At 66.4% G+C, this 22,275-nt stretch carries 17 protein-coding genes; 4 read left to right on the top strand and 13 right to left on the bottom strand.

Features of this window, described 5'->3' with window-relative positions; genetic code table 11:
* Positions 1-50: 50 nt before the first annotated feature.
* The 11 genes from G335_RS0113110 to G335_RS0113060 all read right to left on the bottom strand — a co-directional run bounded on the left by G335_RS0113110 (position 51) and on the right by G335_RS0113060 (position 12,683).
* A complete protein-coding gene (locus G335_RS0113110) occupies positions 51-1,475 on the bottom strand; it encodes a form I ribulose bisphosphate carboxylase large subunit (RefSeq protein ID WP_018168591.1) in 1,425 nt (474 codons plus the stop codon).
* Positions 1,476-1,792: 317 nt separating this feature from the next.
* Positions 1,793-4,891 carry an efflux RND transporter permease subunit gene (locus G335_RS0113105; protein ID WP_018177019.1) on the bottom strand — a complete coding sequence of 1,033 codons (3,099 nt, stop codon included), beginning with the start codon at positions 4,889-4,891 and terminating at the stop codon, positions 1,793-1,795.
* A gap of 15 nt (positions 4,892-4,906) precedes the next feature.
* Positions 4,907-6,016: an efflux RND transporter periplasmic adaptor subunit gene (locus G335_RS0113100; protein WP_018177018.1), complete on the bottom strand. Its 1,110-nt coding sequence runs from the start codon at positions 6,014-6,016 to the stop codon at positions 4,907-4,909.
* 81 nt (positions 6,017-6,097) lie between these two features.
* Positions 6,098-6,850 (bottom strand): TetR/AcrR family transcriptional regulator, encoded by a 753-nt coding sequence (locus tag G335_RS0113095; RefSeq protein WP_018144358.1) that lies wholly within the window; start codon positions 6,848-6,850, stop codon positions 6,098-6,100.
* 90 nt (positions 6,851-6,940) lie between these two features.
* On the bottom strand, positions 6,941-7,615 hold the full coding sequence (locus G335_RS0113090) for a type 1 glutamine amidotransferase domain-containing protein (RefSeq protein ID WP_018144359.1): 675 nt from the start codon (positions 7,613-7,615) through the stop codon (positions 6,941-6,943).
* A 173-nt stretch (positions 7,616-7,788) separates the two neighbouring features.
* Positions 7,789-8,796, bottom strand: coding sequence for an NAD-dependent epimerase (locus tag G335_RS0113085; protein WP_018177017.1), 1,008 nt, complete (start codon positions 8,794-8,796; stop codon positions 7,789-7,791).
* A 4-nt stretch (positions 8,797-8,800) separates the two neighbouring features.
* The gene (minE, locus tag G335_RS0113080; protein ID WP_018937842.1) at positions 8,801-9,058 is read right to left on the bottom strand and encodes a cell division topological specificity factor MinE; all 258 of its coding nucleotides are present in this window, start codon (positions 9,056-9,058) and stop codon (positions 8,801-8,803) included.
* A 2-nt stretch (positions 9,059-9,060) separates the two neighbouring features.
* The gene (minD, locus tag G335_RS0113075) at positions 9,061-9,870 is read right to left on the bottom strand and encodes a septum site-determining protein MinD (protein WP_018144362.1); all 810 of its coding nucleotides are present in this window, start codon (positions 9,868-9,870) and stop codon (positions 9,061-9,063) included.
* Between the two features lie 91 nt (positions 9,871-9,961).
* Positions 9,962-10,684 carry a septum site-determining protein MinC gene (minC, locus tag G335_RS0113070; protein ID WP_018144363.1) on the bottom strand — a complete coding sequence of 241 codons (723 nt, stop codon included), beginning with the start codon at positions 10,682-10,684 and terminating at the stop codon, positions 9,962-9,964.
* A gap of 184 nt (positions 10,685-10,868) precedes the next feature.
* Positions 10,869-11,642 carry a DUF1295 domain-containing protein gene (locus G335_RS0113065; RefSeq protein ID WP_018144364.1) on the bottom strand — a complete coding sequence of 258 codons (774 nt, stop codon included), beginning with the start codon at positions 11,640-11,642 and terminating at the stop codon, positions 10,869-10,871.
* Between the two features lie 3 nt (positions 11,643-11,645).
* The gene (locus G335_RS0113060) at positions 11,646-12,683 is read right to left on the bottom strand and encodes a cyclopropane-fatty-acyl-phospholipid synthase family protein (RefSeq protein ID WP_018144365.1); all 1,038 of its coding nucleotides are present in this window, start codon (positions 12,681-12,683) and stop codon (positions 11,646-11,648) included.
* Between the two features lie 275 nt (positions 12,684-12,958).
* Here G335_RS0113060 and G335_RS0113055 point away from each other — a divergent pair, with 275 nt between their 5' ends.
* Both G335_RS0113055 and G335_RS0113050 read left to right on the top strand, forming a co-directional pair.
* On the top strand, positions 12,959-15,067 hold the full coding sequence (locus G335_RS0113055) for a DUF1631 family protein (protein ID WP_018144366.1): 2,109 nt from the start codon (positions 12,959-12,961) through the stop codon (positions 15,065-15,067).
* A 98-nt stretch (positions 15,068-15,165) separates the two neighbouring features.
* Positions 15,166-15,699, top strand: coding sequence for a lipocalin family protein (locus G335_RS0113050; RefSeq protein WP_018144367.1), 534 nt, complete (start codon positions 15,166-15,168; stop codon positions 15,697-15,699).
* A gap of 21 nt (positions 15,700-15,720) precedes the next feature.
* On the opposite strand, the gene G335_RS0113045 is transcribed toward G335_RS0113050, so the two are convergent.
* Positions 15,721-19,392 carry a hydantoinase B/oxoprolinase family protein gene (locus G335_RS0113045; protein WP_018177016.1) on the bottom strand — a complete coding sequence of 1,224 codons (3,672 nt, stop codon included), beginning with the start codon at positions 19,390-19,392 and terminating at the stop codon, positions 15,721-15,723.
* A gap of 82 nt (positions 19,393-19,474) precedes the next feature.
* Here G335_RS0113045 and G335_RS0113040 point away from each other — a divergent pair, with 82 nt between their 5' ends.
* Entirely contained in the window at positions 19,475-20,554 is a 1,080-nt protein-coding gene (locus tag G335_RS0113040; protein WP_018144369.1) for a metal-dependent hydrolase, read from the top strand.
* 59 nt (positions 20,555-20,613) lie between these two features.
* The gene (locus tag G335_RS13620) at positions 20,614-20,838 is read left to right on the top strand and encodes a hypothetical protein (protein WP_018177015.1); all 225 of its coding nucleotides are present in this window, start codon (positions 20,614-20,616) and stop codon (positions 20,836-20,838) included.
* Between the two features lie 155 nt (positions 20,839-20,993).
* Here the strand turns inward: G335_RS13620 and G335_RS0113030 are convergent, their stop codons facing one another.
* On the bottom strand, positions 20,994-22,088 hold the full coding sequence (locus G335_RS0113030) for an IS481 family transposase (protein ID WP_018175985.1): 1,095 nt from the start codon (positions 22,086-22,088) through the stop codon (positions 20,994-20,996).
* Positions 22,089-22,275: the final 187 nt, after the last annotated feature.

Below are 22,275 nucleotides of genomic sequence, written 5' to 3'. Positions count from 1 at the left end.
TTGTTCTCTGAAGGTGCGGGCAGCCACTCAGGCCGCCCGCACACGGACGATCACTTGTGTTGGACGTCCAGCTTGTCGGTGGTGTCGAACTCGAACTTGATTTCCTTCCACGTTTCCATGGCGATCTTCAGTTCGGGACTGTGCTGGGCGGCCTGGGTCAGGATCTCCTTGCCTTCCTTCTCGATCTCGCGACCCTCGTTGCGCGCCTGGACGCAGGCCTCGACGGCCACGCGGTTGGCGGTCGCGCCCGGAGCATTGCCCCACGGGTGGCCCAGGGTGCCGCCACCGAACTGCAGCACGGAGTCGTCGCCGAAGATGGAGACCAGGGCCGGCATGTGCCAGACGTGGATACCACCGGAGGCCACGGCGAACACGCCCGGCATGGAACCCCAGTCCTGATCGAAGAAGATGCCGCGCGAGCGGTCTTCCGGGATGAAGGATTCACGCAGCAGATCGATCCAGCCAAGCGTCGCGGCGCGGTCGCCTTCCAGCTTGCCGACCACGGTGCCGGTGTGGAGGTGGTCGCCGCCGGACAGACGCAGGATCTTGGCGAGCACACGGAAGTGGATACCGTGCTTCGGATGACGGTCGATAACCGCGTGCATGGCACGGTGGATGTGCAGCAGCATGCCGTTGTCGCGGCACCAGTTGGCCAGGCCGGTGTTGGCACAGAAACCGCCGGTGATGTAGTCGTGCATGATGATCGGTGCGCCAATTTCCTTGGCGTACTCGGCACGCTTGTACATTTCTTCCGGGGTCGGCGCGGTGACGTTCAGGTAGTGACCCTTGCGCTCGCCGGTCTCGGCTTCGGCCTTTTCGGTCGCTTCCTGGACGAAATCGAAGCGGTCACGCCAGCGCATGAACGGCTGGGAGTTGACGTTTTCGTCGTCCTTGGTGAAGTCGAGACCGCCACGCAGGCACTCGTAGACGGCACGGCCGTAGTTCTTCGCGGACAGACCCAGCTTCGGCTTGATGGTGCAACCCAGCATCGGGCGGCCGTACTTGTTCAGGCGATCACGCTCGACCTGGATACCCATGGGCGGACCGCCACAGGTCTTCACGTAGGCGATCGGGAAGCGCACGTCTTCCAGGCGCAGCATACGCACGGCCTTGAAGCCGAACACGTTACCGACCAGGGAGGTGAACACGTTCACCATGGAGCCTTCTTCGAACAGGTCGATCGGGTAGGCGATGAACGCGTAGAAGGACTCGTCGTCACCCGGGACGTCCTCGATCATGTACGCCCGACCCTTGTAGTAATCCATGTCGGTCAGGAGGTCGGTCCACACCGTGGTCCAGGTACCGGTGGAGGACTCGGCTGCCACAGCGGCGGCAGCTTCTTCGCGGTCGATACCGGGCTGCGGGGTAATCTTGAAACACGCCAGCAGGTCAGTATCCAGCGGCGTGTATTCGGGCATCCAGTATGTTTCGCGGTAATCCTTGACGCCCGCGGAGTACTTCTTGGCGGCAGACATGTGGCCTTCTCCTACGCGTTGGTTAATCGTGATGGTCGCCTAGATTAGGGAGGGCAATCACTAATAACAAATAAATAATCTAGATGCGACCGATAGACAATCGTTTATATAAAAGCCGGGCAGCGGGAGGGCCGCTGACCGGCAGGGGTTCGGGTTCGCAAGGATGCAGTCAGGCGCCGAAACGCCGACCGCGACCCATTGCGGACGTCGATTGTAGTCGAAGACCGTAGCCGTTGCATGCCTTCGGCGCGACCCGCCGCACAGGCCCTGTGACGGGCCGCCGGGAACGCCCCGTCACGCAGCAACGACCCCGGGTATCAGGACGTGGCGGCAGTGGCGGGCTCTCCGTCACCGGCGGCATGGTGATCCCGCGCCAGGTAGAGATAGATGGCGGGCACCACGAACAGGGTGAACAGTGTCCCGATCGCCATGCCGCTCGCGATCACCAGGCCCATCGCGAAACGCGAGCCGGCACCGGCCCCGGCGGCCATCAGCAAGGGCACCATCGCCACCACGGTCGCGGTGGTGGTCATCAGGATCGGCCGCAGGCGCAGGGCAGACGCCTCCTCGATGGCTTCGCGCAGCGTCCGGCCCTGGCGTTGCAGCTGGTTGGCAAACTCCACGATCAGAATGCCGTGCTTGGCGATCAGGCCGATCAGGGTCAGCAGCCCCACCTGGGTATAGATATTCAGCGAAGTCACCCCAAGGCTGATGAAGATCAGTGCCCCGGCGATCGACATCGGCACCGTGGTCAGAATGATCAACGGGTCGCGGAATGACTCGAACTGAGCAGCCAGGACCAGGAAGATCACCAACAGGGCAAAGAAGAAGGTGACCACCAGCTCACTGCCCTCGGCCTTCAGCTGACGCGACTGTCCGGCATAGTCGACGCTGACATCCGGTGGGAGCACATCGGCGGCAATCTCGTCGACGATGTCCAGGGCCTCGCCCAGGGTCACGCCCGGCCGCGGCACGCCCGACAGGGTCACGGCATTGAGCTGCTGGAAGCGCTTGAGCGAGCGCGGGGTCACCGTTTCTTCCAGTGTCACGATGCTGGACAACGGGATCGGCTCGCCGTCGCGGGTACGCGTGAACAGCTCTTCCAGCTGCTCCGGATTCAGGCGCTCGCTGCGCTGCACCTGGGGGATCACGCGATAGCTGCGGTTCTCCATCGCGAAGCGCCCGGCAAACCCGCCAGACAACATGGTTGCCAGATCGGCATTGAGCGTGGCCATGTCGATCCCGAGCTGGGCGGCGCGTTCGCGGTCGATCTTGAGATCCACCTGCGGCTGATCGAAGTCGAGATCGGAGTCCATGAAGATGAAGCGCCCGGTCGCCATCGCCCGCTGCATGATCTCGCTGGCGAACTGCTCCAGCTCCTCGAACGAACCGGTGGAGCCGAGGACCACACTGACCGGTGCACCGTCGCCCGGAGTGGGCAGCTGCGGCGGCTGGATCGCGAACACCTCCAGCGCCGGGATGCGGTCCAGGCGTGGCTGCAGCTCCTCCTGCAGGATGGTCTCGGTATCCCGATCACGCTGATCCCAGGGTGCGAGGACGAAACCGCCCAGGGCCTGGTTGCCGGCACCGGCGATGCCCGGGCCTCCGCCAAAACCGTTCACGATAAAGATGTTATCGAGCTCCGGGATTTCGTCGAAGAAGCGGTCGGTCAACTCGGTGTTGCGTTCCAGCCAGTCCAGGCCCATGTAGGCGTCGCCCTCCATGATGGAGAACGCGAAGCCCTGGTCCTCCGGCGGCTCCAGCTCGCTCTGCGAGGTGACGAACAGGAAGTAGCACGACACCAGCACGATGGCACCGAACACCGCGATGGTGAAGCGGTCATTCAGCGCCCCATGCAGGCGCCGACGATAGCGTTGCTGGAGGGAGTCGAAGCGTGCATCCAGCCAGCCTTCGATCCGTCCGCGCTTCTCGGTGGCGCCATCGCGCAGGATCTTCGAGCACATCATCGGCGACAACGTGATCGCGACAATGCCCGAGATCACGACGGTCGCCGCCAGGGTGAACGCGAACTCGATGAAGAGCGTCCCGGTCAGCCCGCCGATGAAGCCCAGCGGCAGGAACACCGCCACCAGGGTGGTCGACATCGCCACGATCGGCCAGGCGAGTTCGCGCGCCCCCTGGATCGCCGCGTCCATGCGCGACATCCCCTCCTCGATATGGCGGGAGATGTTCTCCAGCATGATGATGGCGTCATCCACCACGATGCCGATCGCCAGCACCATCGCCAGCAGGGTCAACAGGTTCAGCGAGAACCCCATCAGCAGCATCAGCATGAAGGTGCCGACCAGCGACAGCGGCACCGCTACGGCCGGGATAATCACGCTGCGCAACGAGCCGAGGAACAGGTAGATCACCACCAGCACGATCCCCAGCGCCAGGCCGATGGTCACCAGCACCTCGTCGATCGCACTCTGGATGTAGTCCGTGGAGTCGTAGACGATCTCGCCTTCCAGCCCCGAGGGCAGGCGCGGCAGGATGCGCTCGTCGAATACGTCGCGGACCTCGGCAATCACGTCCAGGGCGTTGGCATCCGGCGCCATCTCGATACCGACGAAGGTGGCCGCCTCGCCATTGAAGCGCACCGAGGTGTCGTAATTCTCCGAGCCCAGCTCCACCTCGGCCACGTCGCCCAGGCGCACCAGGTCGCCGTCGGTCTCGAACAGGATCAACTGCTCGAACTCCTCCGGACGACTCAGATCGGTATCCGCCGTCAGGTCCAGCCCAACCATGGAACCCCGCGTCTGGCCCACGGCGGACAGCACATTGTTGCGCTCCAGGGCCTCGCGCACGTCGCGCCCGGTCACACCGAAGGCGGCCATGCGATCGGCATCCAGCCAGGCGCGCATCGCAAAGCTCTGGGCACCCAGGATCTCGGCTCGCTGCACGCCGTTGATGGTCGCCAGTTCCGGCTGCACCTCGCGGATCAGGTAATCGGTGGTCTGGTTGTTGGACAGCCGTTCGGAGTAGAACGACATGTACATTGCGGCCACGTCCTGCCCCACGGACAGATCCACCACCGAGTCCTCGGCCTCCGCCGGCAGGTCGCTGCGAATCTTGTCCACCTGGGCCGCGATCTGCGTCAGGGCCACGTTGGGATCGTAGTCCAGCTCCAGATGGGCCTCGACGATGCTGATCCCCGCGCGGCTGGTGGAGACGAGGTAATCGATCCCCTCGGCCTCGGCCACCTCGCGCTCCATCGGCGTGGTGATGAAGCCCTGCACCAGATCGGCATCCGCGCCGATATACGCGGTGCTGACGGTCACCACCGCGTTCTGCACCTCGGGGAACTGGCGCACGTTCAGGTCAAATACCGCGCGCACCCCGAACAACAGGATGAACAGACTCACCACCGTGGCGAGCACCGGCTTCTGGATGAAGATATCGGTAAAGCGCATGCCAGCGACCCCGCTCTAGCGGTTCGCCGGGCGCGGGTCGCGCTCGGCATCGGGCTGGGCATCCTCGGTGATCTCGACCGGGGAGTCGTTTTGCAGCTTGAGCAGGCCACTGGCCGCGATACGCTCACCCGGCTCCAGCCCGTCAAGGACCTGCACCAGATCACCGCGGCGCGCGCCGGTCTCGATCAGGCGTTGTTCCACCCGCAGCTGGCCTTCGTCGTCCTCCGCGATCACGAATACCGATTGCCCCCAGGGCGCAAAGCGGATCGCGGTCTGCGGCGCGACCACCGCCTCCTCGGACTCCCCGCGATCCAGCGTCACCCGGGCGAACTGCCCCGCACGCAGGCGACCCTGTTCGTTTTCCAGCAGGGCCTGCACGCGGAACATGCGCGAGGCCGCGCGGACCCGCGGCTCGATGGCCGTGACATTGCCGGTGAACTCTTCGCCAAAGGCATCCACCTCCACACGGACGTCCTGACCCAGGGCGATCTCGCCCAGGCGGCGCTCCGGCAGGGTGAAATTCACATACAGCGGCTGCAACGCCTCCAGCACCACGATCGGATCCCCGGGCCCGACGAACTGCCCGACGCTCACCTCGCGGATACCCAGCTCGCCAGCGAACGGCGCGCGCAGGCTCTTCTGCCGGATGCGCGCCTCCTGCGCCCTCACCGAGGCCTGGGCCTGCTCGGCCTCGGCGACCCGGCGCTGAAATTCCGAATCCGAGATGTCGTTGCGCTCGATCAGGCCCCTGGCGCGCTCCAGCTCGCGGCGCGCCAGGCGCTCGCCGGCCCGCAAGTTTTCGAGCTCGGCCTCGTCCAGAGTGGTATCCAGGTCGACCAGTGGATCGCCGGTCTCGACCCGCGCCCCGTTCTCGAAGTGAATCGCCTGGACAATGCCCTGCGCCTCGAAGCTCAGGGTCGCGCCCTGCACGGCCTCCAGGCTACCGATCGCACGCACCTGCGGAGTCCAAGAGTCCGTCGTGACCTCGGCGGCGTTGATGGTCACCACCGGCTCCGGCATGTCTTCGAAGTACTCTGCGATCTGCTGATCGACAAAGGCCTTGAAGCCGAAAATACCGCCGAGCACGATGGCCACCGCCACCAGCATGAGGATAAAACGCTTCATCAGGGTCTCCTGGAGACACCGGCGGGGGCATTCCCACCGGCATCATGAAATGAGTTCAACAGACTCGCCCGTCGCCGGACTCTAAACAGCGCCCGGGTCGCAGAGACCTGCATCGCGCAGGGCGGCACGCACGCGCGCCGTCTCCGCCCGAACCACCGTGGGCTCGTCCGGATCCAGCCGCGGCTCCCAGCGCCAGCCGGTCATCAGGGCATGGAAATGCCGGATGAGGTGGTCATAGGGCCGATGGATGTCGTAGGCATCCAGCAACCCCTGCGCATTGGCAAGGCTCTGCATCCCCACGTTCAGCGCCCAGGGGCCCAGCCCCATCTCGTCTTCGGAGATCTCGCGGGCCGGCGGCAGGTCGCCGCGGTCACGCGCCTCGGCCACCACCGCATGCACCGCCTCGCTGATCGGCTTCCCGGCCTCCAGCAATGCCATGCGGCGCGGAGCCGACACATTGGCCCAGACCACCTCGGTCACCAGGTACTGGGTCAGGCGATAGTAGTCGGGGTTTTGCGCGGCAAAATCGATGTCGGTCAGCACGATCGCCAGCATGCGCGAGCGCGTGCCGAGGGAGAGCTCGGGGATGGCCCGGAAAAGCGCCGCCCGTTGCAGCGTGGTGCGTGCCGCGACCGCCGCCAGCAGGTCCTCTTTCGACTCGAAGTGCTGGTACAGCGTACCGGTCGCGTACTCGCAGTCCGCCGCCAGCTTCGACATCTGCAGGGCCAGCAGGCCGTCCTCGCGGATGCGCTCGTGCGCCCGCTCGATGAACAGCGCCTCGCGCGTCTCGCGCTCGCGGCGTTTGCGATCCCCGGTAGTCATGGCGCTCAGCATATCGAACCCACTACGTTTTTTGAACCCGATTCGAGTTAGGTCCCGAAAAAGGCCGGGGACAGCATGCCCCGGCCCCCCCGATTCGAGTATTCAGCCCGTCTCGCGCAACAGCCGCACGATCGCGTCGGCGACACTCTTGCTGGACTGCGGGTTTTGCCCGGTCACCAGCTTGCCGTCCACCACCACGTGATCGGCCCAGTCGTCGGCGGTATCCACCTCGCCGCCGAGCTCCTGCAGCTTGTCCTGCAGCAGGAACGGCATCGCAGTGTCCAGCTGCACCGCCTTCTCCTCGCTGTTGGTGAAGGCCGCCACCTTGCGCCCCTTCACCGCGGAAGTGCCATCCGCCAGCATCGCACCGACCAGACAGGCCGGCCCGTGACAGACGGCGCCAACCACCTTGTCGTTGTCCATGAATTCCGCGACCAGGCGCTGGACATGCGGGTTGTCCGGCAGATCGAACATGGTGCCGTGACCGCCGGGAAAGAAGATCGCGGCATAGGCCCCATGGTTAGTGTGGTCATTCAGCGCGATGGTGTCATCCAGGGCCTCCTGCGCGGCCACCGCCGCGGAGCCCGCATGACTGGCCTCCAGGCTTTTCGGATCCAGCGGCACGGGGCCGCCCTTCGGACTGGCCACCTTGACCTCGAAACCCGCCTTGCGAAAGCGATCATAGGGCTCGGCGAACTCGTCGAACCATACGCCCGTCGCCTGGCCTGGAGCGATCTCGCCGTGACTGGTTACTACCATCAGGATCGTCTGGCTCATCCCTTGTCTCCTTGCATCCATGTCTCCGGTGGACTCGCCGGCCGGCTACAGGTTCCTGGTGTGCAAGGCTTGGGTGAACGAGCAGCGAGTCTGACGGCGAAAAACAGACGCGGAAGGATCAAGCAAACGAGAGAGCCGAAGAACCACGCGGCCGGATGGCCGCGGGCTGGGAATCAAAGGCGGTAGTACTCGCGATACCACTCGACGAAGCGCGCAATGCCGTCTTCCACCGCGGTCGCGGGGGCATAGCCCACGTCCTGACGCAGGGCCTCGACATCCGCATAGGTGTCCGGCACGTCCCCCGGCTGCAACGGCAGCAGGTTCTTCTCGGCCTTCTTGCCCAGGCAGTCCTCGAGCACCTCGATGTAGCGCATCAGCTCCACCGGCTCGTGGTTGCCGATGTTGAACAGGCGGTAGGGGGCTGCGCTGGTGGCCGAGTCGGGCTCGGCCCCGTTCCAGTCGGGATTGCGCGGGGCCACGTGATCCAGGGTGCGGATCACGCCCTCGACGATGTCGTCGATATAGGTGAAGTCGCGCCGGTGGTGGCCGTAGTTGAAGACGTCGATCGGCTCGCCCGCCAGGATCTTCTTGGTGAACATGAACAGCGCCATGTCCGGGCGGCCCCAGGGGCCGTAGACAGTGAAGAAGCGCAGTCCGGTCACCGGCAGGTCGTAGAGATGGCTGTAGGTATGCGCCATCAGCTCGTTGGCCTTCTTGCTGGCGGCGTACAAGCTCAGCGGGTGATCGACATTGTCGTGCACCGAGAACGGCATGGTGGTGTTGGCGCCGTAGACAGAGCTCGAGCTGGCATAGACGAGGTGCTCGACGCCGTTATGGCGGCAGCCCTCCAGGATGTTGCCGAAGCCGACCAGGTTGGTGTCGACATAGGCCGCCGGGTTCTCCAGCGAATAGCGCACGCCGGCCTGGGCCGCCAGGTTCACCACCCGCTGCGGCCGGTGCTCGCGGAACACCCGCTCCATCGCGGCGCGATCGGCGATGTCCTCGCGCACCTCGGTGAAGTTCGGGTGATCCTGGGTGCGCGCCAGGCGCGCCTCCTTCAACGAGACGTCGTAGTAGTCGTTCAGATTGTCGACGCCGACCACCTGGTCGCCACGCTCCAGCAGGCGCAGGCTCAGGGCGCTGCCGATGAAGCCGGCCGAGCCGGTCACAAGAACTTTCATCACGTTAGTCCTGGTCGTCCGGCAGGGTAATGTTCAGCTCGAGGACCTCGCAGTCCCCTTCGCGGTCCACGTTCATCTGCACGGCCTCGTCGTCTACCTGAACGTATTTGCGGATCACCTGCAGCAGCTCCTGCTGCATGGCCGGGAGGTAGTCGGGCCCGGAGCGCGCCGCACGCTCGCGCGCCACGATGATCTGCAGGCGCTCCTTGGCAACGCTGGCGCTCTTCTGCCGCGGCTGACGGAAGTAATCGAAAATCCCCATGATCAACCCTTGAACAGGCGCCCGAAGAAGCCCTTCTTCGGTACATCGACAAAGCGCAGCGGGCGTTCCTCGCCCAGGAACCGGTCCACCGCGTCCTGGTAGGCCTGCCCGGCGTCGGATTCCTCGTCCAGCACCACCGGCTGTCCGGCGTTCGAGGCATTCAGCACCGCCTGGGATTCCGGGATCACGCCCAGGAGTTCGATCGCCAGGATCTCGCCGACATCCTCGATGCTCAGCATCTCGCCGCGTTCGGCGCGCTCGGCGGAGTAACGCGTCAGCAGCAGCTTGCCCTCAATCGGCTCACCGCCTTGCTCCACCTTGCGCGTCTTGCTCGCCAGAATGCCGAGGATGCGGTCGGAGTCGCGCACCGAGGAAACCTCGGGGTTGGTCACCACGATCGCCTCGTCGGCAAAGTAGGCGGCCATCAGTGCGCCGCGCTCGATCCCGGCCGGGCTGTCGCAGACGATAAAGTCAAAGTCGCCGGACAATTCGTTCAGCACGCGCTCCACGCCATCCTGGCTCAGGGCGTCCTTGTCGCGGGTCTGCGAGGCGGGAAGGATGTAGAGGTTGTCCACACGCTTGTCGCGGATCAGGGCCTGCTTCAGGTTCGCATCGCCGTTGATCACGTTGACGAAGTCGTACACCACGCGCCGCTCGCAGCCCATGATCAGATCGAGGTTGCGCAGACCGACGTCGAAATCGATCACGACGGTCTTGTGACCGCGCTGGGCCAGGCCAGTGGCAATCGCGGCCGAGGTGGTGGTCTTGCCCACCCCGCCCTTGCCGGAGGTAATCACTACGATACGTGCCATGTTGGCGGTAGCTCCTTGTCGTCTTGCACGCGCCCGGTGTTCCCGGGGCGTGCGGACGGGTTCCTGTCATTCGTGACCGGCAGGTGGCCGGTCAGATCTCCGCGATCTTGAGGCTTTCGTCGTCCAGTGTCACCAGCCGATTCTCGCCGCGTTCGGCTTCCGTGATGTCTTCGGCGATCCGGTAGTGTCCGGCGATGGACAACAGCTCGGCGTCCAGGCGCCGACAGAAGATACGCGCGGTCACCAGACCGCGCACCCCGGCCAGCGCACGCCCACGTAACGGACCCAGCACATGGATATGCCCGTCCGCCAGCAGTTCGGCGCCCGGCGAGACTGCGCCGGTCACGATCAGGTCCCCCCCGCGGGCGTAGATCTGCTGCCCGGAACGCACCGGTTGATCGACGATACGAGTCGCGCTGTGGACCGCCGCCACGGCGGTCGGCGGGCGTTCCTGCTCGGGCTCGACGGCCTTGTCCTGCGCCGGGGGCTCGTCTTCCAGCGGCACCTCGCCGGAGGGTGCGCCGCCACGCCCGCCCAGTTGCAGCACCGGCAGGACGTCGAACAGTTCGGCATAGCTCTGCAGGCGCTCGGCGGCGGCGCCTGCCTGCAGGCCGATCAGCTTGAAGCCCTCGGCGCGTACGCGCTCGATGGTTGCCTGCAGGTCGGACTCCGGGCTCTCGGCCACTGCCTCCAAATCGAGCACGATGGGCATGTCGCGCATCAGATCCGGGGCCTGGTCGCGCCGCGCGGCCAGCACCTCGCCCAGAACCTTCGGATCGGTCTGGTACACGCGCAGCACAGAGACCAGCATCATGCGGCCTTTCAATTCAATGGCCTGGACAGAACTCGGGGACGCGCTCATCGGATCGGCTGGCTCGCTGGCGGTGACGTGCACAAAAAAGGCGGCGTCCGCAATCTGGGGCGCCGGACAGGACGTGCGCTTTATAGCGCGGACGGGGAAAGCACAGCAAGGGTGCGGGATCACTCCTGCCGCCACATCAGCTGCGCGGCGGGCCCGGGATCAGCGTGTTGGTGCGGCGCACGTAGTCGGCATAACCGGGGCGGGATTCATGCAGACGACTTTCCAGCAACGTGACACCGGACACACGCAGGATCAGCAGGATCATCAGCACCGCCGAGGGCACGGCCCACCAGCCGCCCGCCGCCAGGGCCAGCAGGCCGAACCCGACCCAGACCACAATCTCCCCGAAATAGTTGGGGTGACGGCTGTAGCGCCACAGGCCACGATCCATCACCTGCCCGCGATTGCCCGGATCGGCGCGAAAACGTGCCATCTGCGCATCCGCCACCGTCTCGAAAAAAAGCCCCACCGCCCAGAACAGCAACCCGGCGACGGCCAGCGGCCACCACACCACCTCGGCCCGCACCACGGCCAGCATGGGCAGACCGATCACCGCCACCAGTGCGCCCTGCAACCAGAAGATCGTGACCAGACTGCGCGCGGCAAAGGCACCCTCGCTCCGGCCCGCACGCATGTCCGTGTAGCGCCCGTCCTCGCCGTGGTCCCAATTGCGCCAGGTAATAAAGGCGGACAGCCGCAGCCCCCACAACAGCACCGGGATCACGATCCACAGCCCCAGCAGAGGCCACCCGGCCAGCCCCCACCACACCAGCGTGACCAGGACGAAACCCAGACCCCAGTAGCGGTCCACCAGGCTCGCGTCGCGCCGCAGCACGCTCGCCGCCCAGACCCCCGTCATCAGGGCCAGCGCCGCGCCGAACCCGACCAAGAACATCACCCAACCGGCCATCCGCTAGGCCTCGGGCCGGCGAAACAGGATATGCGACACGAACCACTCGTTCCCGCCGCGATAATCGAACAATTCGGCGCAGGCCATGTAGAACATGCGCCAGCGCTGGAACCACAGCGCGGCATCCTGTGCGCCGTAGGTCTGTTCGAACAATGGCATCAGCTCGTCCCGCGCGGCGTCCTGGCGCGCCAGCCAGGCGTTCAGGGTGCGCGCGTAGTGGTGGCCGTTCACCCGCCACTGGCGCACCACGCGCAGATCCTCCTGAAAATGCCGCGCCAGATCATCCGATGGCATCAACCCGTCGCGGAAGAAGTACTGCCCCATCCAGTCGTGTTCGCCCTCGCTCTCGAAGAAGTAGGCGAACTCGCGATGGGCGAAGACATGCATGAACAACTGCCCGCCCGGACGCAACCAGGTCGCCACGCGCCGCAACAGCTCGGGCCAGTTGCGCATGTGCTCGAACATCTCCACCGACACCACCCGGTCGAACCCGGTCTGCTCCGGCGCAAAGGTGTTCATGTCCGCGGTCATGATCGTCAGGTTTTCCAGCCCGCGCGCATCCCGCCGGGCCTCGATCGAGGCCCGCTGGGTCGCCGAGTTGGACACCGAGACGATGCGCGACCTCGGGTATTGCTCGGCCATCCAGAGCGACAGCGAACCCCAGCCACAGCCCAGCTCCAGGACCTGCTGCCCGTTCTCGAGGCCCGCCCGTTCGCAGGTCAGCTGCAGCATGGCCGCCTCCGCCCCGCGCAGGTCATCCACGCCCTCCGGCCACCAGGCGCAGGAGTATTTCAGCCACGGCCCGAGGCAACGCTCGAAATATTCGGTCGGAACCTCGTAGTGCTGCTCGTTCGCCACCTCGGTGGACAACGCCACGGGCGCGGCGCGCATCGCCTCGATCAACGCATAGCGACGCTCCATTGCTTCCTCGGCCGGGGCACCACTCGCGCGCAGCCGCTCGGCCAGCAGCCGACGAATCCCCGCCCGCACGAGCGGGTCCGGCACCCGTCCCTGTTCCGCCCATTCGATCATCCGCTGCATCTGTCGGCCTCTGTTGCAATATTCAGGGAGACACTGACCCGTTCGCACTTTGGCGTTCGAGTCGGCCTTGCGTGCTAGCCCCGGCACCCGCCGCGCCGGGGCTTGTAGAAAGATAGAAGGATCAACGCCAACGTGCGAATGAATCAACATCAACCTCGTTGACCCGGGGCCCGATATGCGGTTCCCCGTCAAGCCAGGGAAACGTCGCGGGTGACTGACACCTTTGCTTGCCGGGGTGCTAGATTGGCAACCTTGATCTCAGCTACTGAACCGACATGGCGCAACCCCAACGGATCCCGGCCCGCACCCTCCACCGCATCTGGGCACCTTTTTTCAAGGCGGTCCAGGAGCGACATGACGCCTTTCTGAATGACCTCGACGACCGCCTGATGGAGGCCTCCGAACGGGCCATCGATTCGCAGCGGGCGGCCCAGAATTTCGCCCTGTCGCGACAGGTTCGAATGGGGAGCTCGACGATCAGGCAACACTTCCGCGAGCGACTACACGCGGCCCTGATCTCTGTTGACGAAACAGAGGGCGCAGGCGACCTCACCGGTGACGGCCTGGAATTGTCCCTGATGGATGACGCCGACACCGAACGTGAAGTTGCCCTGCGCAAGCTCGTCAACAGCGCGCGCTCCAGCCTGTCCGAGGAGATCGACGCGCTGGAGACGGTCACTCGGGATTATGACCTGGCCACGCCGCCCGAAGCCGCGCCCTGGCACCCCCACGCACTGGGCGAGGCGTTCCTCGAGGCTATGGAGGCCGTCCCGCTGTCCGCCGACGAATGCCTGCTGCTCCTGCACTGGTTCGATCGTGACATGCTCAGGGAAATGCAGCCCGAAATGCAGGCGCTGCTGCAGGATTTCCGCGAGGCCGGCTTCACGGTTCCCCAGGTGCGCCAGACGACACGCAGGCCGGCCGGTCGCAGCGACACCAACGCGGGACAAACCGCCCCCACCGGCGCCCCGCCGGGGACCGACTTGCCCGGGACCGGCGCCGCATCGGGCAACTGGGGCCAGTTCGGGTACCAGGTACCGCTCGCCGGCCAGGTAATGACTGCAACCGGACAGATGCCCGCCGGCAGCCCGGTCGAGGCCATCACAACCGTGTTGAACACATCCCCGGCCAGCACGCTGGAACCGTTCATCATGGATCTGCTGCAGGGTCTGTTCGACCTGATCCTGAAACGGGACGACCTCAACCCGGCCCTGCGCGAACCGCTTGCCGACCTGCAGCTGCCACTGGTGCGTATTGCGATGCGCGAGACCCACTTCTTTCGCGATCGCACCCACCCGGCGCGCCAGATGACAGGCCTGCTACTGAACATCGCGTTGCGCATCGACCCCGACCTGCCCCTGGAGGAGGCTCGGCAACTGCCGCTCACCCGCCTGGTGTTCGAGAACGTGGAGCGCGTGCGCAACGGTGGCCTCAGCGACAGCGCAGCCTTTGACGAGGCCCTGGATCGACTGCGCAACGAACTCGCGACGGCCGAGGACCAGATCGCCCACCAGGCCGCGAGCGAGCAGGCCGATGCACAGCAGGAAGAACGCACGCTGGAGATCCGTTACAGCGTCGAATCCACGGTGGAGCGCACCGTGATCTCCATGGGCCAGGACATCCCCGACGAGGCCCGCGAGCAGCTGATGGATGCCTGGGTACCCCTGATGACGGCCCAGAAGACCGCTGACGCCGAGACTTCGGCGGTCGGCGATACGCCCCCGGACCCGGCCAACCCGGACAACGATGGCATGGCTCTGCTGCACGAACTGCTGGCGCTGATGCAGAAAGAGCCGGACTTCCAGTCCTCCGCCCCGCTCCTGGCCCGTATCCGCGCCTTCCTCGATCGCGCCCCGCTGTCGAAGGAGGAGCGCGCCCGCATCAAGCAGGACCTGGTCAGTGCCCACCTGGTCGCCGCCGGGAAACGCCGTTCCGCCACCGCCGATCGGCAGTCGCCAGCCGAACAGGCGCCGACTGGGCCAACCGGCGAGGCTGGCACCAGCGAAGAACGGTCCGAGCCGGCGCGCAAGCGAGCCAGCGCCCGCCCGGGTTCCATCTTCGGCAGTTCACCGCGCCATCCGGACGACGACCCGTCCCTGATGCGCGACCATGACGACGAACATGTCGAGCATGCCGACAACCTGATCTCCGGCACCTGGATCCAGTTCACCTCCCCCGCCGGCACCCGGGTCACGCGCATGAAGCTGGTCTGGCGCGGCAGTCACGCCGGACGCCTGCTGTTCACCGATGCCGCGGGACGCGCCAAGCGCCAGCACAGCATTCAGGGTCTGGCGCACGAATTCCGCAGCGGGCGCGCCCAGATCATTCCGGAAGAATCGCTGTTCGATCACCTGATGGACCAGCGCCTCGGCCAGACCGCCTGAGTCCAACCCTGGCCCGGTTCGGCACGCGACCTGCCACCCCAGCCGGACCTTTTCCGCCGCGAAGCGGTCCATCTCTCGAACCCCTTTGGGATGCATCGATGACACGCTCACTGGCGGCCCTGTTCGCGGGCCTGGTACTGGGGATCCTGATGACCGGATGCAGCAGCCCGCAGAAGATGCCGACGGTGGATCACGTCGACCTCGACCGCTACATGGGCGACTGGTACGTGATCGCGAATATCCCCACCTTCCTCGAGCGCGATGCCTACAACGCGCTGGAGCAGTACGCGCTGAACGACGACGGCACCATCGCCACCACCTTCTCGTTCAACAAGGGCGGCTTTGACGGGCCGCGCCGCGAGTACAACCCGACGGGTTTCGTGCAGAGCGAGGACAACGCCGAATGGGGCATGCGCTTCCTGTGGCCGTTCAAGGCCGAGTTCCTGATCGTCTACCTCGACGAGGACTACAGCCAGACGGTGATCGGCCGCAGCAAGCGCGACTACGTCTGGATCATGGCGCGCGAGCCGGCGATGCCCGAGGACGACTACCAGGCCATCCTCGCCTACCTCGACGAACTCGGCTACGACACCGACGCGATCCAGCGCGTCCCCCAGCGCTGGGACGACTGACGTCCCCGTGCTGCGGCGAGCCTAATCCCTGACGCGCCCGTAGCCGCCACCCCCCGGAGTCCGGATCTCCACCGCATCCCCCGGACCCACCGACTGGCGATCACAGCCTGCCATCGGCTCGCGCGTGCCATCCGCGCGCAGGATGGCATCCTCGCCCAGCGCCCCCGGCTCGCCACCCGCCAATCCGAACGGGGGTACGCGGCGCCGATTGGCCAGCAGCACCACCTCCATCGCCGCATCAAAACCCAGCCGCCGGATCACGCCATCACCCCCCCGGCGCTGCCCCCGGCCACCGGAGCCGTGGCGATAGCCGAACTGTTCTACCCGCACCGGAAAACGGCTCTCCAGGACCTCCGGGTCGGTCAGGCGCGAATTGGTCATGTGGGTCTGCACGGCGCTGACCCCGTCATAGCCGGGTCCGGCCCCGGCACCCCCGGCGATGGTCTCGTAGTACTGCCGCTCGGCATCGCCGAAGGTCAGGTTGTTCATCGTGCCCTGGGCCGCGGCCTGCACCCCGAGGGCGCCGAACAGCGCGTCGGTCACGACCTGCGAGGTCTCGACGTTGCCCGCCACCACGGCAGCGGGTGGGGCCGGGTTCAGCAGGCACCCCTCCGGGATCGCCAGGTCCACCGGCGCCAGGCAGCCATCGTTCAGGGGAATCTCGTCCTCCAGCAGCGTGCGCAGCACGTACAGCACCGCCGCACGGACGATGGAGCCCGGGGCGTTGAAGTTGTCCTCGCGGGCCGGCGAGGTCCCCGCGAAATCGATCCGCAGGCGGCGCGCTCCCGGATCGGGTGTCACGGCCACCCGGATCTCGGCCCCGTTGTCCAACGCATAGGTGAACGTGCCACCCTCCAGGCCCGCGATCAGCCGTTGTACCGCCTCGGTGGCGTTGTCCTGCACATGCCTCATGTAGGCCGCCACCGTGGCCGCGCCATATTCGTCCAGCAGCCGGCCCAGCTCTTCGAGCCCCTTGCGGTTGGCCGCCACCTGGGCCTCCAGATCGGCCAGATTCTGCTCCGGATTGCGCGCCGGCCAATCGCCCGATCCCAGTAGCGTCCGCATCTCCCCGGTCGCGAAGCACCCGTCGCGCACGAGAAGGGTCGGTGGGATCAGCACCCCCTCTTCTTCCAGACGACGGGAAAAGGCCGGCATCGAACCCGGCGTGATGCCGCCGACATCGGCATGGTGGCCGCGCGAGGCCACGAAAAACGCCGGTTGCGCGATCCCGGCCTGCGGATCCTCCGTCACTGCATCCCCGGGGCCCACGAAGACCGGTGTGACCACGGTGATGTCCGGCAGATGGGTGCCGCCGTTGTAGGGATCGTTCAGCACCCAGGCGTCTCCGGGACGCAGATCACCCTCCGCCGCCGCGATCACCGCGCGCACGCTAGCGCCCATCGAGCCCAGATGCACTGGCATGTGCGGGGCATTGGCGACCAGGTTCCCGCTGGCATCGAACAGCGCACAGGAGAAATCCAGGCGCTCCTTGATGTTCACCGAATGGGCGGTATTGCGCAGTGTGAACCCCATCTGGTCTGCGATTGCCATGAAGCGATTGTTGAAGACTTCCAGCAGGATGGGGTCGCGCGGGATCGCGTCCACATCGGTGGTTTCGGCTGCCCCCCGCCGACCGGCGCCCGCCTCGCGCTCCAGGCACAGCGTGCCCTCGTCCTCGATCCGACCCCGCCAGCCCGGCTCCAGCACCAGCGTTGCGGTGTCCTCGATCACCAGTGCCGGCCCTGCCAGCGTCATCCCGGGGCTCAGGGCCTCGCGCCGGTACAGGGGTACGTCGCGCATCTCGCCCGCCACGACCATCGCGACCGTATCCGCCTCCGGTGCGGGACGCTCGACCATCGAATCCGGTACCCGATCCAGCGGCCACTCGGTCCCGGTCGCGATGGCCTCGGCCGCCGCGACCGCTACCACCAGCTCGCGATCCGGCGGGGCGAAGCCGTAGCGCCCGCGATAAGCCGCAGCGAAGGCCTCCATCAGAGAAGGGGTGGATCCGGCCGAGACCTCCAGCGCCGTATCCGAGCCGGCTAGCCGCAGATGCAGCCGTCGCTCGATGCGCATGTCCCCGGATTCCACCCCCTGTTCCGCGAGGGCCGCGGCCGCCACCGTGGCCTGATCGTCCAGTGCGGCCTCGATCGCTGCGACATGCTCCTCGTCCAGGGGCCACTCCAGGCTGCGCTCGCGCAGGGCCCGCAGCTCGCCCAGCCCCATCCCGTAGGCGGACAGCACGCCTCCCAGCGGATGGAACAGGATGTGGCGCATGCCCAATTGCTCCGCGACCCGGCAGGCATGCTGCCCACCCGCCCCGCCAAAGCAGACCAGGGCATAGCGCGACACGTCATGGCCCCGCTGCACCGAGATGGTCTTGATCGCCTGGGCCATGTGCTCCACCGCGATCTGCAACAACCCCTCGGCCAGCCCCTCCGGCGTCACCCGTTCAGCCGTCATCGACATGACCTGAACCGCCAGCTCATCGAACTGCTGCCGGACCGGCTCCGGGTCCAGCGGACGGTCGCGCTCGGGGCCGAACACGGCCGGGAAATACTCCGGTCGCAAGCGCCCCAGCAGCACATTGCAATCGGTCACCGTCAACGGCCCACCCTGGCCGTAACAGGCCGGACCGGGCTGGGCCCCAGCGGACTCCGGCCCGACCCGCAAGCGGATCCCGTCGAAGCGGCAGACCGACCCACCGCCAGCGGCCACGGTATGGATATCCAGCATCGGCACGCGCAGACGCGCACCCGCCACCTCGCTCTCCTGGCGGCGTTCCAGCTCCCCGGCCAGGTGTGCGACATCGGTGGAGGTCCCGCCCATGTCGAAGGTGATCAGGCGCTCGAACCCCAGGGGCGCGGCGGTCTTCAGCGCGCCAACGATGCCGCCGGCCGGCCCGGACAGGATCGCGTCGCGGCCGCGAAAATGCACCGCGTCCACCAGCCCGCCATGCGACTGCATGAAGCGCAGCGGCACATCCCCCAGTTCGCCGGCCACCTGATCGACATAGCGGCGCAGCACAGGCGACAGGTAGGCATCCACCACCGTGGTCTCGCCACGCGGCACCAGCTTGATCAGCGGGCTGGTCGCGTGGCTGGTCGCTACCTCGGCAAAGCCCATCTCCCGCGCGAGCGCCGCGATGGCCTGCTCATGCGCCGGATAGCGATAGCCGTGGATGCAGACGATCGCCACCGAACGAATGCCCTCATCCAGCGCCGCCTGCAGGCGCGGACGCAGCTCATCAAGATCCACCGGCTGGAGGACCTCCCCGTCCGCGTTCACCCGTTCGCGCACCGGTGCAACCCGCGCATAGATCGGCTGCGGCAGGCGGATGATGCGCGCAAACAGGTCGGGCCGCGCCTGGTGCCCGATCGCCACTGCGTCCTCCAACCCCGCAGTAATCACCAGCAGGGTCGGCTCGCCCTTGCGCTCCAGTAGCGCGTTGGTCGCCACCGTGGTGCCCATGCGCAGCTCGTGGATCACCCCGGCGGGTATCGCGGCGCCGGCGGCCAGCCCGAGGAGGTCGCGGACGCCCTGCACCGCGGCGTCGGCATACGCCTGCGGGTTGTCCGACAGCAGCTTGCGGGTATGCAGGCGGCCTTCCGGGTCGCGTGCGACCAGGTCGGTGAAGGTGCCGCCGCGATCCACCCAGAACTGCCATTGGTTGTCGGTTCGGGCTTGAGTCATGTTTGCCGCTCTGGTCTGATCCCGTGAACTCGGGCGCCGCGCGCCAGTCGCAAGCGCGTCACCTAATAGGAAATGCTCCCGCATGGATCCCGTCACCCAAGCCAGCCTGGGCGCCGTTGTCGGCGGCCTGACCCTCGGATCACGCCTGGGCCGAAAGGCCATCCTGCTGGGCGCTGTAGTGGCCATTATCCCGGACCTGGACGTGCTCATAGCCTACGGGGATGACGTCTCCGATTTCATCCATCACCGCGGCTTCAGCCACTCCCTGCTGCTGCATCTACTGGTCGCGACGGGCATAGCGGGCCTGCTCGCACGCATCCCGGCCACGCGCGATATCGGCTTCGGACGCTGGTGGTGGTTCCTGTTCCTGGTGCTGTCCACGCATGTGCTGCTGGATGCGCTCACCACCTACGGCACCCAGATCCTGTGGCCCTTCGCCGGACCTGTGGGGACAGCCTCGATCTTCGTGATCGACCCGCTCTACACCCTGCCCCTGCTGGTCGCCGCGATCGGCGCGCTGTTCTACCGCTTCGCGCCGCGGCTGCTGGTGGCCGGACTGGTCCTTTCCACCGCCTATGCGGGCTCGGGCCTGGCGCTGAAGGCCTGGATCGACCACCGCATCCAGCCCGCGCTGATCGCGATGGACCTGCAGGACCAGCCGCGCATGGTGCAGCCTACCCCGTTCAACCTGCTGCTGTGGCGCGTCACCGTCGTGGATAATGAACGCTTTCTGGAGGCATGGGTGGGCATCCTCGACCAGCCGATCCGCCCGGACTTCGAGGCCTTCGAGCGCGGCGCGCACCTGCAGCACGAGGCCCTGGCCCTGGAGGATGGCCGGCGCCTGCAATGGTTCGCCGGCGACTTCCTGCGCTTCCACCGGGCCGAGCACACCGACGGCCCCGACCGGCTGGTCGTCACCGACCTGCGCCTCGGCGCACCCGGCTACTTCCCCTTCGGCTTCGAGATCGCCGAGGAACGCGAGGGCGACTGGCAACCCATCACCAGCCGCCAGGTCCGCGAGACGGGCCCGCGTGAAGACGCGATCCGTGCCATCGCCACGCGCATCATTGATCCGGAGGGTGCGCCCTGCCTCATGGACCTGGCCGAACCCGATTACGCCATCACCCGGCCGCCGCCGCGCTGCCGCCTGCAGATGCCGTGATCGGATCCGACGAGCCTGAACCGGGACCCGCGGCCGCCTGCGAACTGTGTGGCCGCACGATGGACGCGCTGACCCGCCACCACCTGATCCCGCGCAAGCAGCACCGGCGCAAGCGCATCCGCCGGCGATTCAGCCGCGCCGAACGCGAAGCCCGCATCCTGTGGATCTGCCGCCCCTGCCATGACCACATCCACAAACACTTCGACGAACAAACCCTTGCGGAACGCCTGAACACGCGCGAGGCACTCCTCGCCGAACCAGTCATCCACGATTTCGTCACCTAGATCGCCCGCCACCCACCCAGCTTCAAACCCCACGGCTAGGCCCCGCGGACACTGGACATCATTTTTCGAGCCCCGATCTCTTTCGCCTGCGCCTGCGGTGGCTGGCCCTGGTCCGTCGCCAGTCTTTACGTGCCTCCGTCCGGCCGCCTGCCGGGTCAGGCTGGCCCCGGTTCGTCCTCTGTGTTTCCGTACTTTCGGTCCGCCACCTGCCATGCGCTGACTCGCCAGCGCGCCGCGAGGTACTTCTTTGCTCGTGCAAAGAAGTACCTGTCAGGTCTCGGCTGGTTATAAACGCGTTTTCGAAAGCAGTCGGGGTGGGTTTGCTGCCACGCCTTGAGGGCCGCTACGGGCGTTCGGTGACCCAGGGCCTTTTGCTGGATGGCGTGGTTGTACAAGTACAGGTAATGGTACAGGGCATCCTGCATCTGCTCGCTGGAGTCGATGTGGTACGTGCGCAGGAGATCGGCAATGCGCCCGTTGAAGCGCTCGACCATCCCGTTCGTCTGGGGCTTTCTGGGCTGGGTCAGGCGGTGTTGGATGCCGTGTTCGGCGCACAGCCGGTCGAATGGGTGACGGCCGGTCGGCTGGCGCTCTCCGGTGACCACAAAACGGTCGGTGAACTCCTTGCCGTTGTCGGTCAGTACATGCGTGACGTAGAACGGTGCCCGTTCGAGCAGCCGTTTCAGAAAGTCTCGCGCTGCCGCCCCGGACTTGGATGAACGAACTTCGAGATAGACCCAGCGAGTCGCCCGATCGATCGCCACGAACAGATAGCGACGCGAGGACTCTTCAGCCAGCTTCGGCAGGTACTTCACATCCACATGCACAAAGCCCGGGACGTACGCCCTGAAGGCCTTGCGGGGTGGCGCCGGCTCCCCCTCGGCCTGCTGCCGCAGCGCCTTCAGGCTGGCCACGCCGTGGCGGCGCAGGCAGCGGTCCAGGGCGGCGCGGCTCAGGTCCGGCTGCACGAACTCGCGGGCCACGACCAGCAGATCATCCAGCGACAGCCACAGCCACTCGCGTACCGCGATGAGGATGGCTTCCTCTCCGGGCGTCAGGGCCGTCTTCATCTGGTGCGGGCGGTGAGACCGGTCCTGGGTGTCTTCCCGGTGGCGCCACTTCATCACCGTATGGCGACTGATGCCCAGGCGGCGTGCCAGGTCCCGGTGACGGACCGACGGCGGTGCTTGCTGGATCTCGCGCCGGGTCCGCGGGGTGGTACGGGCGTTCACGTGAATCGCACTGGACATCGAATCACCTCCGGTGGGGCTCTGCCAACAGGGTAGCTAGCCACTCCCGAGCTCGAAACAGCGGCTCCTTCTCCGACGGTAGGTAACCACCTGAGACCTGACAAGTACCCAAGAAACACGCCCGACTGCCGCGACCCCGGCCCGCTGTGCGGGCCGGGGTTTCCCTCGCTCCGAGGCTTTTCGCGGG

The sequence above is a fragment of the Thioalkalivibrio sp. AKL8 genome (assembly GCF_000380525.1).
GTDB classification, from domain to species: Bacteria; Pseudomonadota; Gammaproteobacteria; order Ectothiorhodospirales; family Ectothiorhodospiraceae; genus Thioalkalivibrio; species Thioalkalivibrio versutus.
This window is presented reverse-complemented; position numbering and strand designations above follow the sequence as displayed.

What these genes read in the sequence shown, in the direction of transcription:
- minD (WP_018144362.1), bottom strand. Translation starts at nt 9,870, where the DNA reads ATGGCACGTATCGTAGTGATTACCTCCGGCAAGGGCGGGGTGGGCAAG.
- G335_RS0113055 (WP_018144366.1), top strand. Translation starts at nt 12,959, where the DNA reads ATGGCGCAACCCCAACGGATCCCGGCCCGCACCCTCCACCGCATCTGG.
- G335_RS0113110 (WP_018168591.1), bottom strand. Translation starts at nt 1,475, where the DNA reads ATGTCTGCCGCCAAGAAGTACTCCGCGGGCGTCAAGGATTACCGCGAA.
- G335_RS0113030 (WP_018175985.1), bottom strand. Translation starts at nt 22,088, where the DNA reads ATGTCCAGTGCGATTCACGTGAACGCCCGTACCACCCCGCGGACCCGG.
- G335_RS0113045 (WP_018177016.1), bottom strand. Translation starts at nt 19,392, where the DNA reads ATGACTCAAGCCCGAACCGACAACCAATGGCAGTTCTGGGTGGATCGC.
- G335_RS13620 (WP_018177015.1), top strand. Translation starts at nt 20,614, where the DNA reads ATGGACGCGCTGACCCGCCACCACCTGATCCCGCGCAAGCAGCACCGG.
- G335_RS0113095 (WP_018144358.1), bottom strand. Translation starts at nt 6,850, where the DNA reads ATGCTGAGCGCCATGACTACCGGGGATCGCAAACGCCGCGAGCGCGAG.
- minC (WP_018144363.1), bottom strand. Translation starts at nt 10,684, where the DNA reads ATGATGCTGGTCTCTGTGCTGCGCGTGTACCAGACCGATCCGAAGGTT.
- G335_RS0113060 (WP_018144365.1), bottom strand. Translation starts at nt 12,683, where the DNA reads ATGCAGCGGATGATCGAATGGGCGGAACAGGGACGGGTGCCGGACCCG.
- G335_RS0113100 (WP_018177018.1), bottom strand. Translation starts at nt 6,016, where the DNA reads ATGAAGCGTTTTATCCTCATGCTGGTGGCGGTGGCCATCGTGCTCGGC.
- minE (WP_018937842.1), bottom strand. Translation starts at nt 9,058, where the DNA reads ATGGGGATTTTCGATTACTTCCGTCAGCCGCGGCAGAAGAGCGCCAGC.
- G335_RS0113105 (WP_018177019.1), bottom strand. Translation starts at nt 4,891, where the DNA reads ATGCGCTTTACCGATATCTTCATCCAGAAGCCGGTGCTCGCCACGGTG.
- G335_RS0113040 (WP_018144369.1), top strand. Translation starts at nt 19,475, where the DNA reads ATGGATCCCGTCACCCAAGCCAGCCTGGGCGCCGTTGTCGGCGGCCTG.
- G335_RS0113050 (WP_018144367.1), top strand. Translation starts at nt 15,166, where the DNA reads ATGACACGCTCACTGGCGGCCCTGTTCGCGGGCCTGGTACTGGGGATC.
- G335_RS0113085 (WP_018177017.1), bottom strand. Translation starts at nt 8,796, where the DNA reads ATGAAAGTTCTTGTGACCGGCTCGGCCGGCTTCATCGGCAGCGCCCTG.
- G335_RS0113090 (WP_018144359.1), bottom strand. Translation starts at nt 7,615, where the DNA reads ATGAGCCAGACGATCCTGATGGTAGTAACCAGTCACGGCGAGATCGCT.
- G335_RS0113065 (WP_018144364.1), bottom strand. Translation starts at nt 11,642, where the DNA reads ATGGCCGGTTGGGTGATGTTCTTGGTCGGGTTCGGCGCGGCGCTGGCC.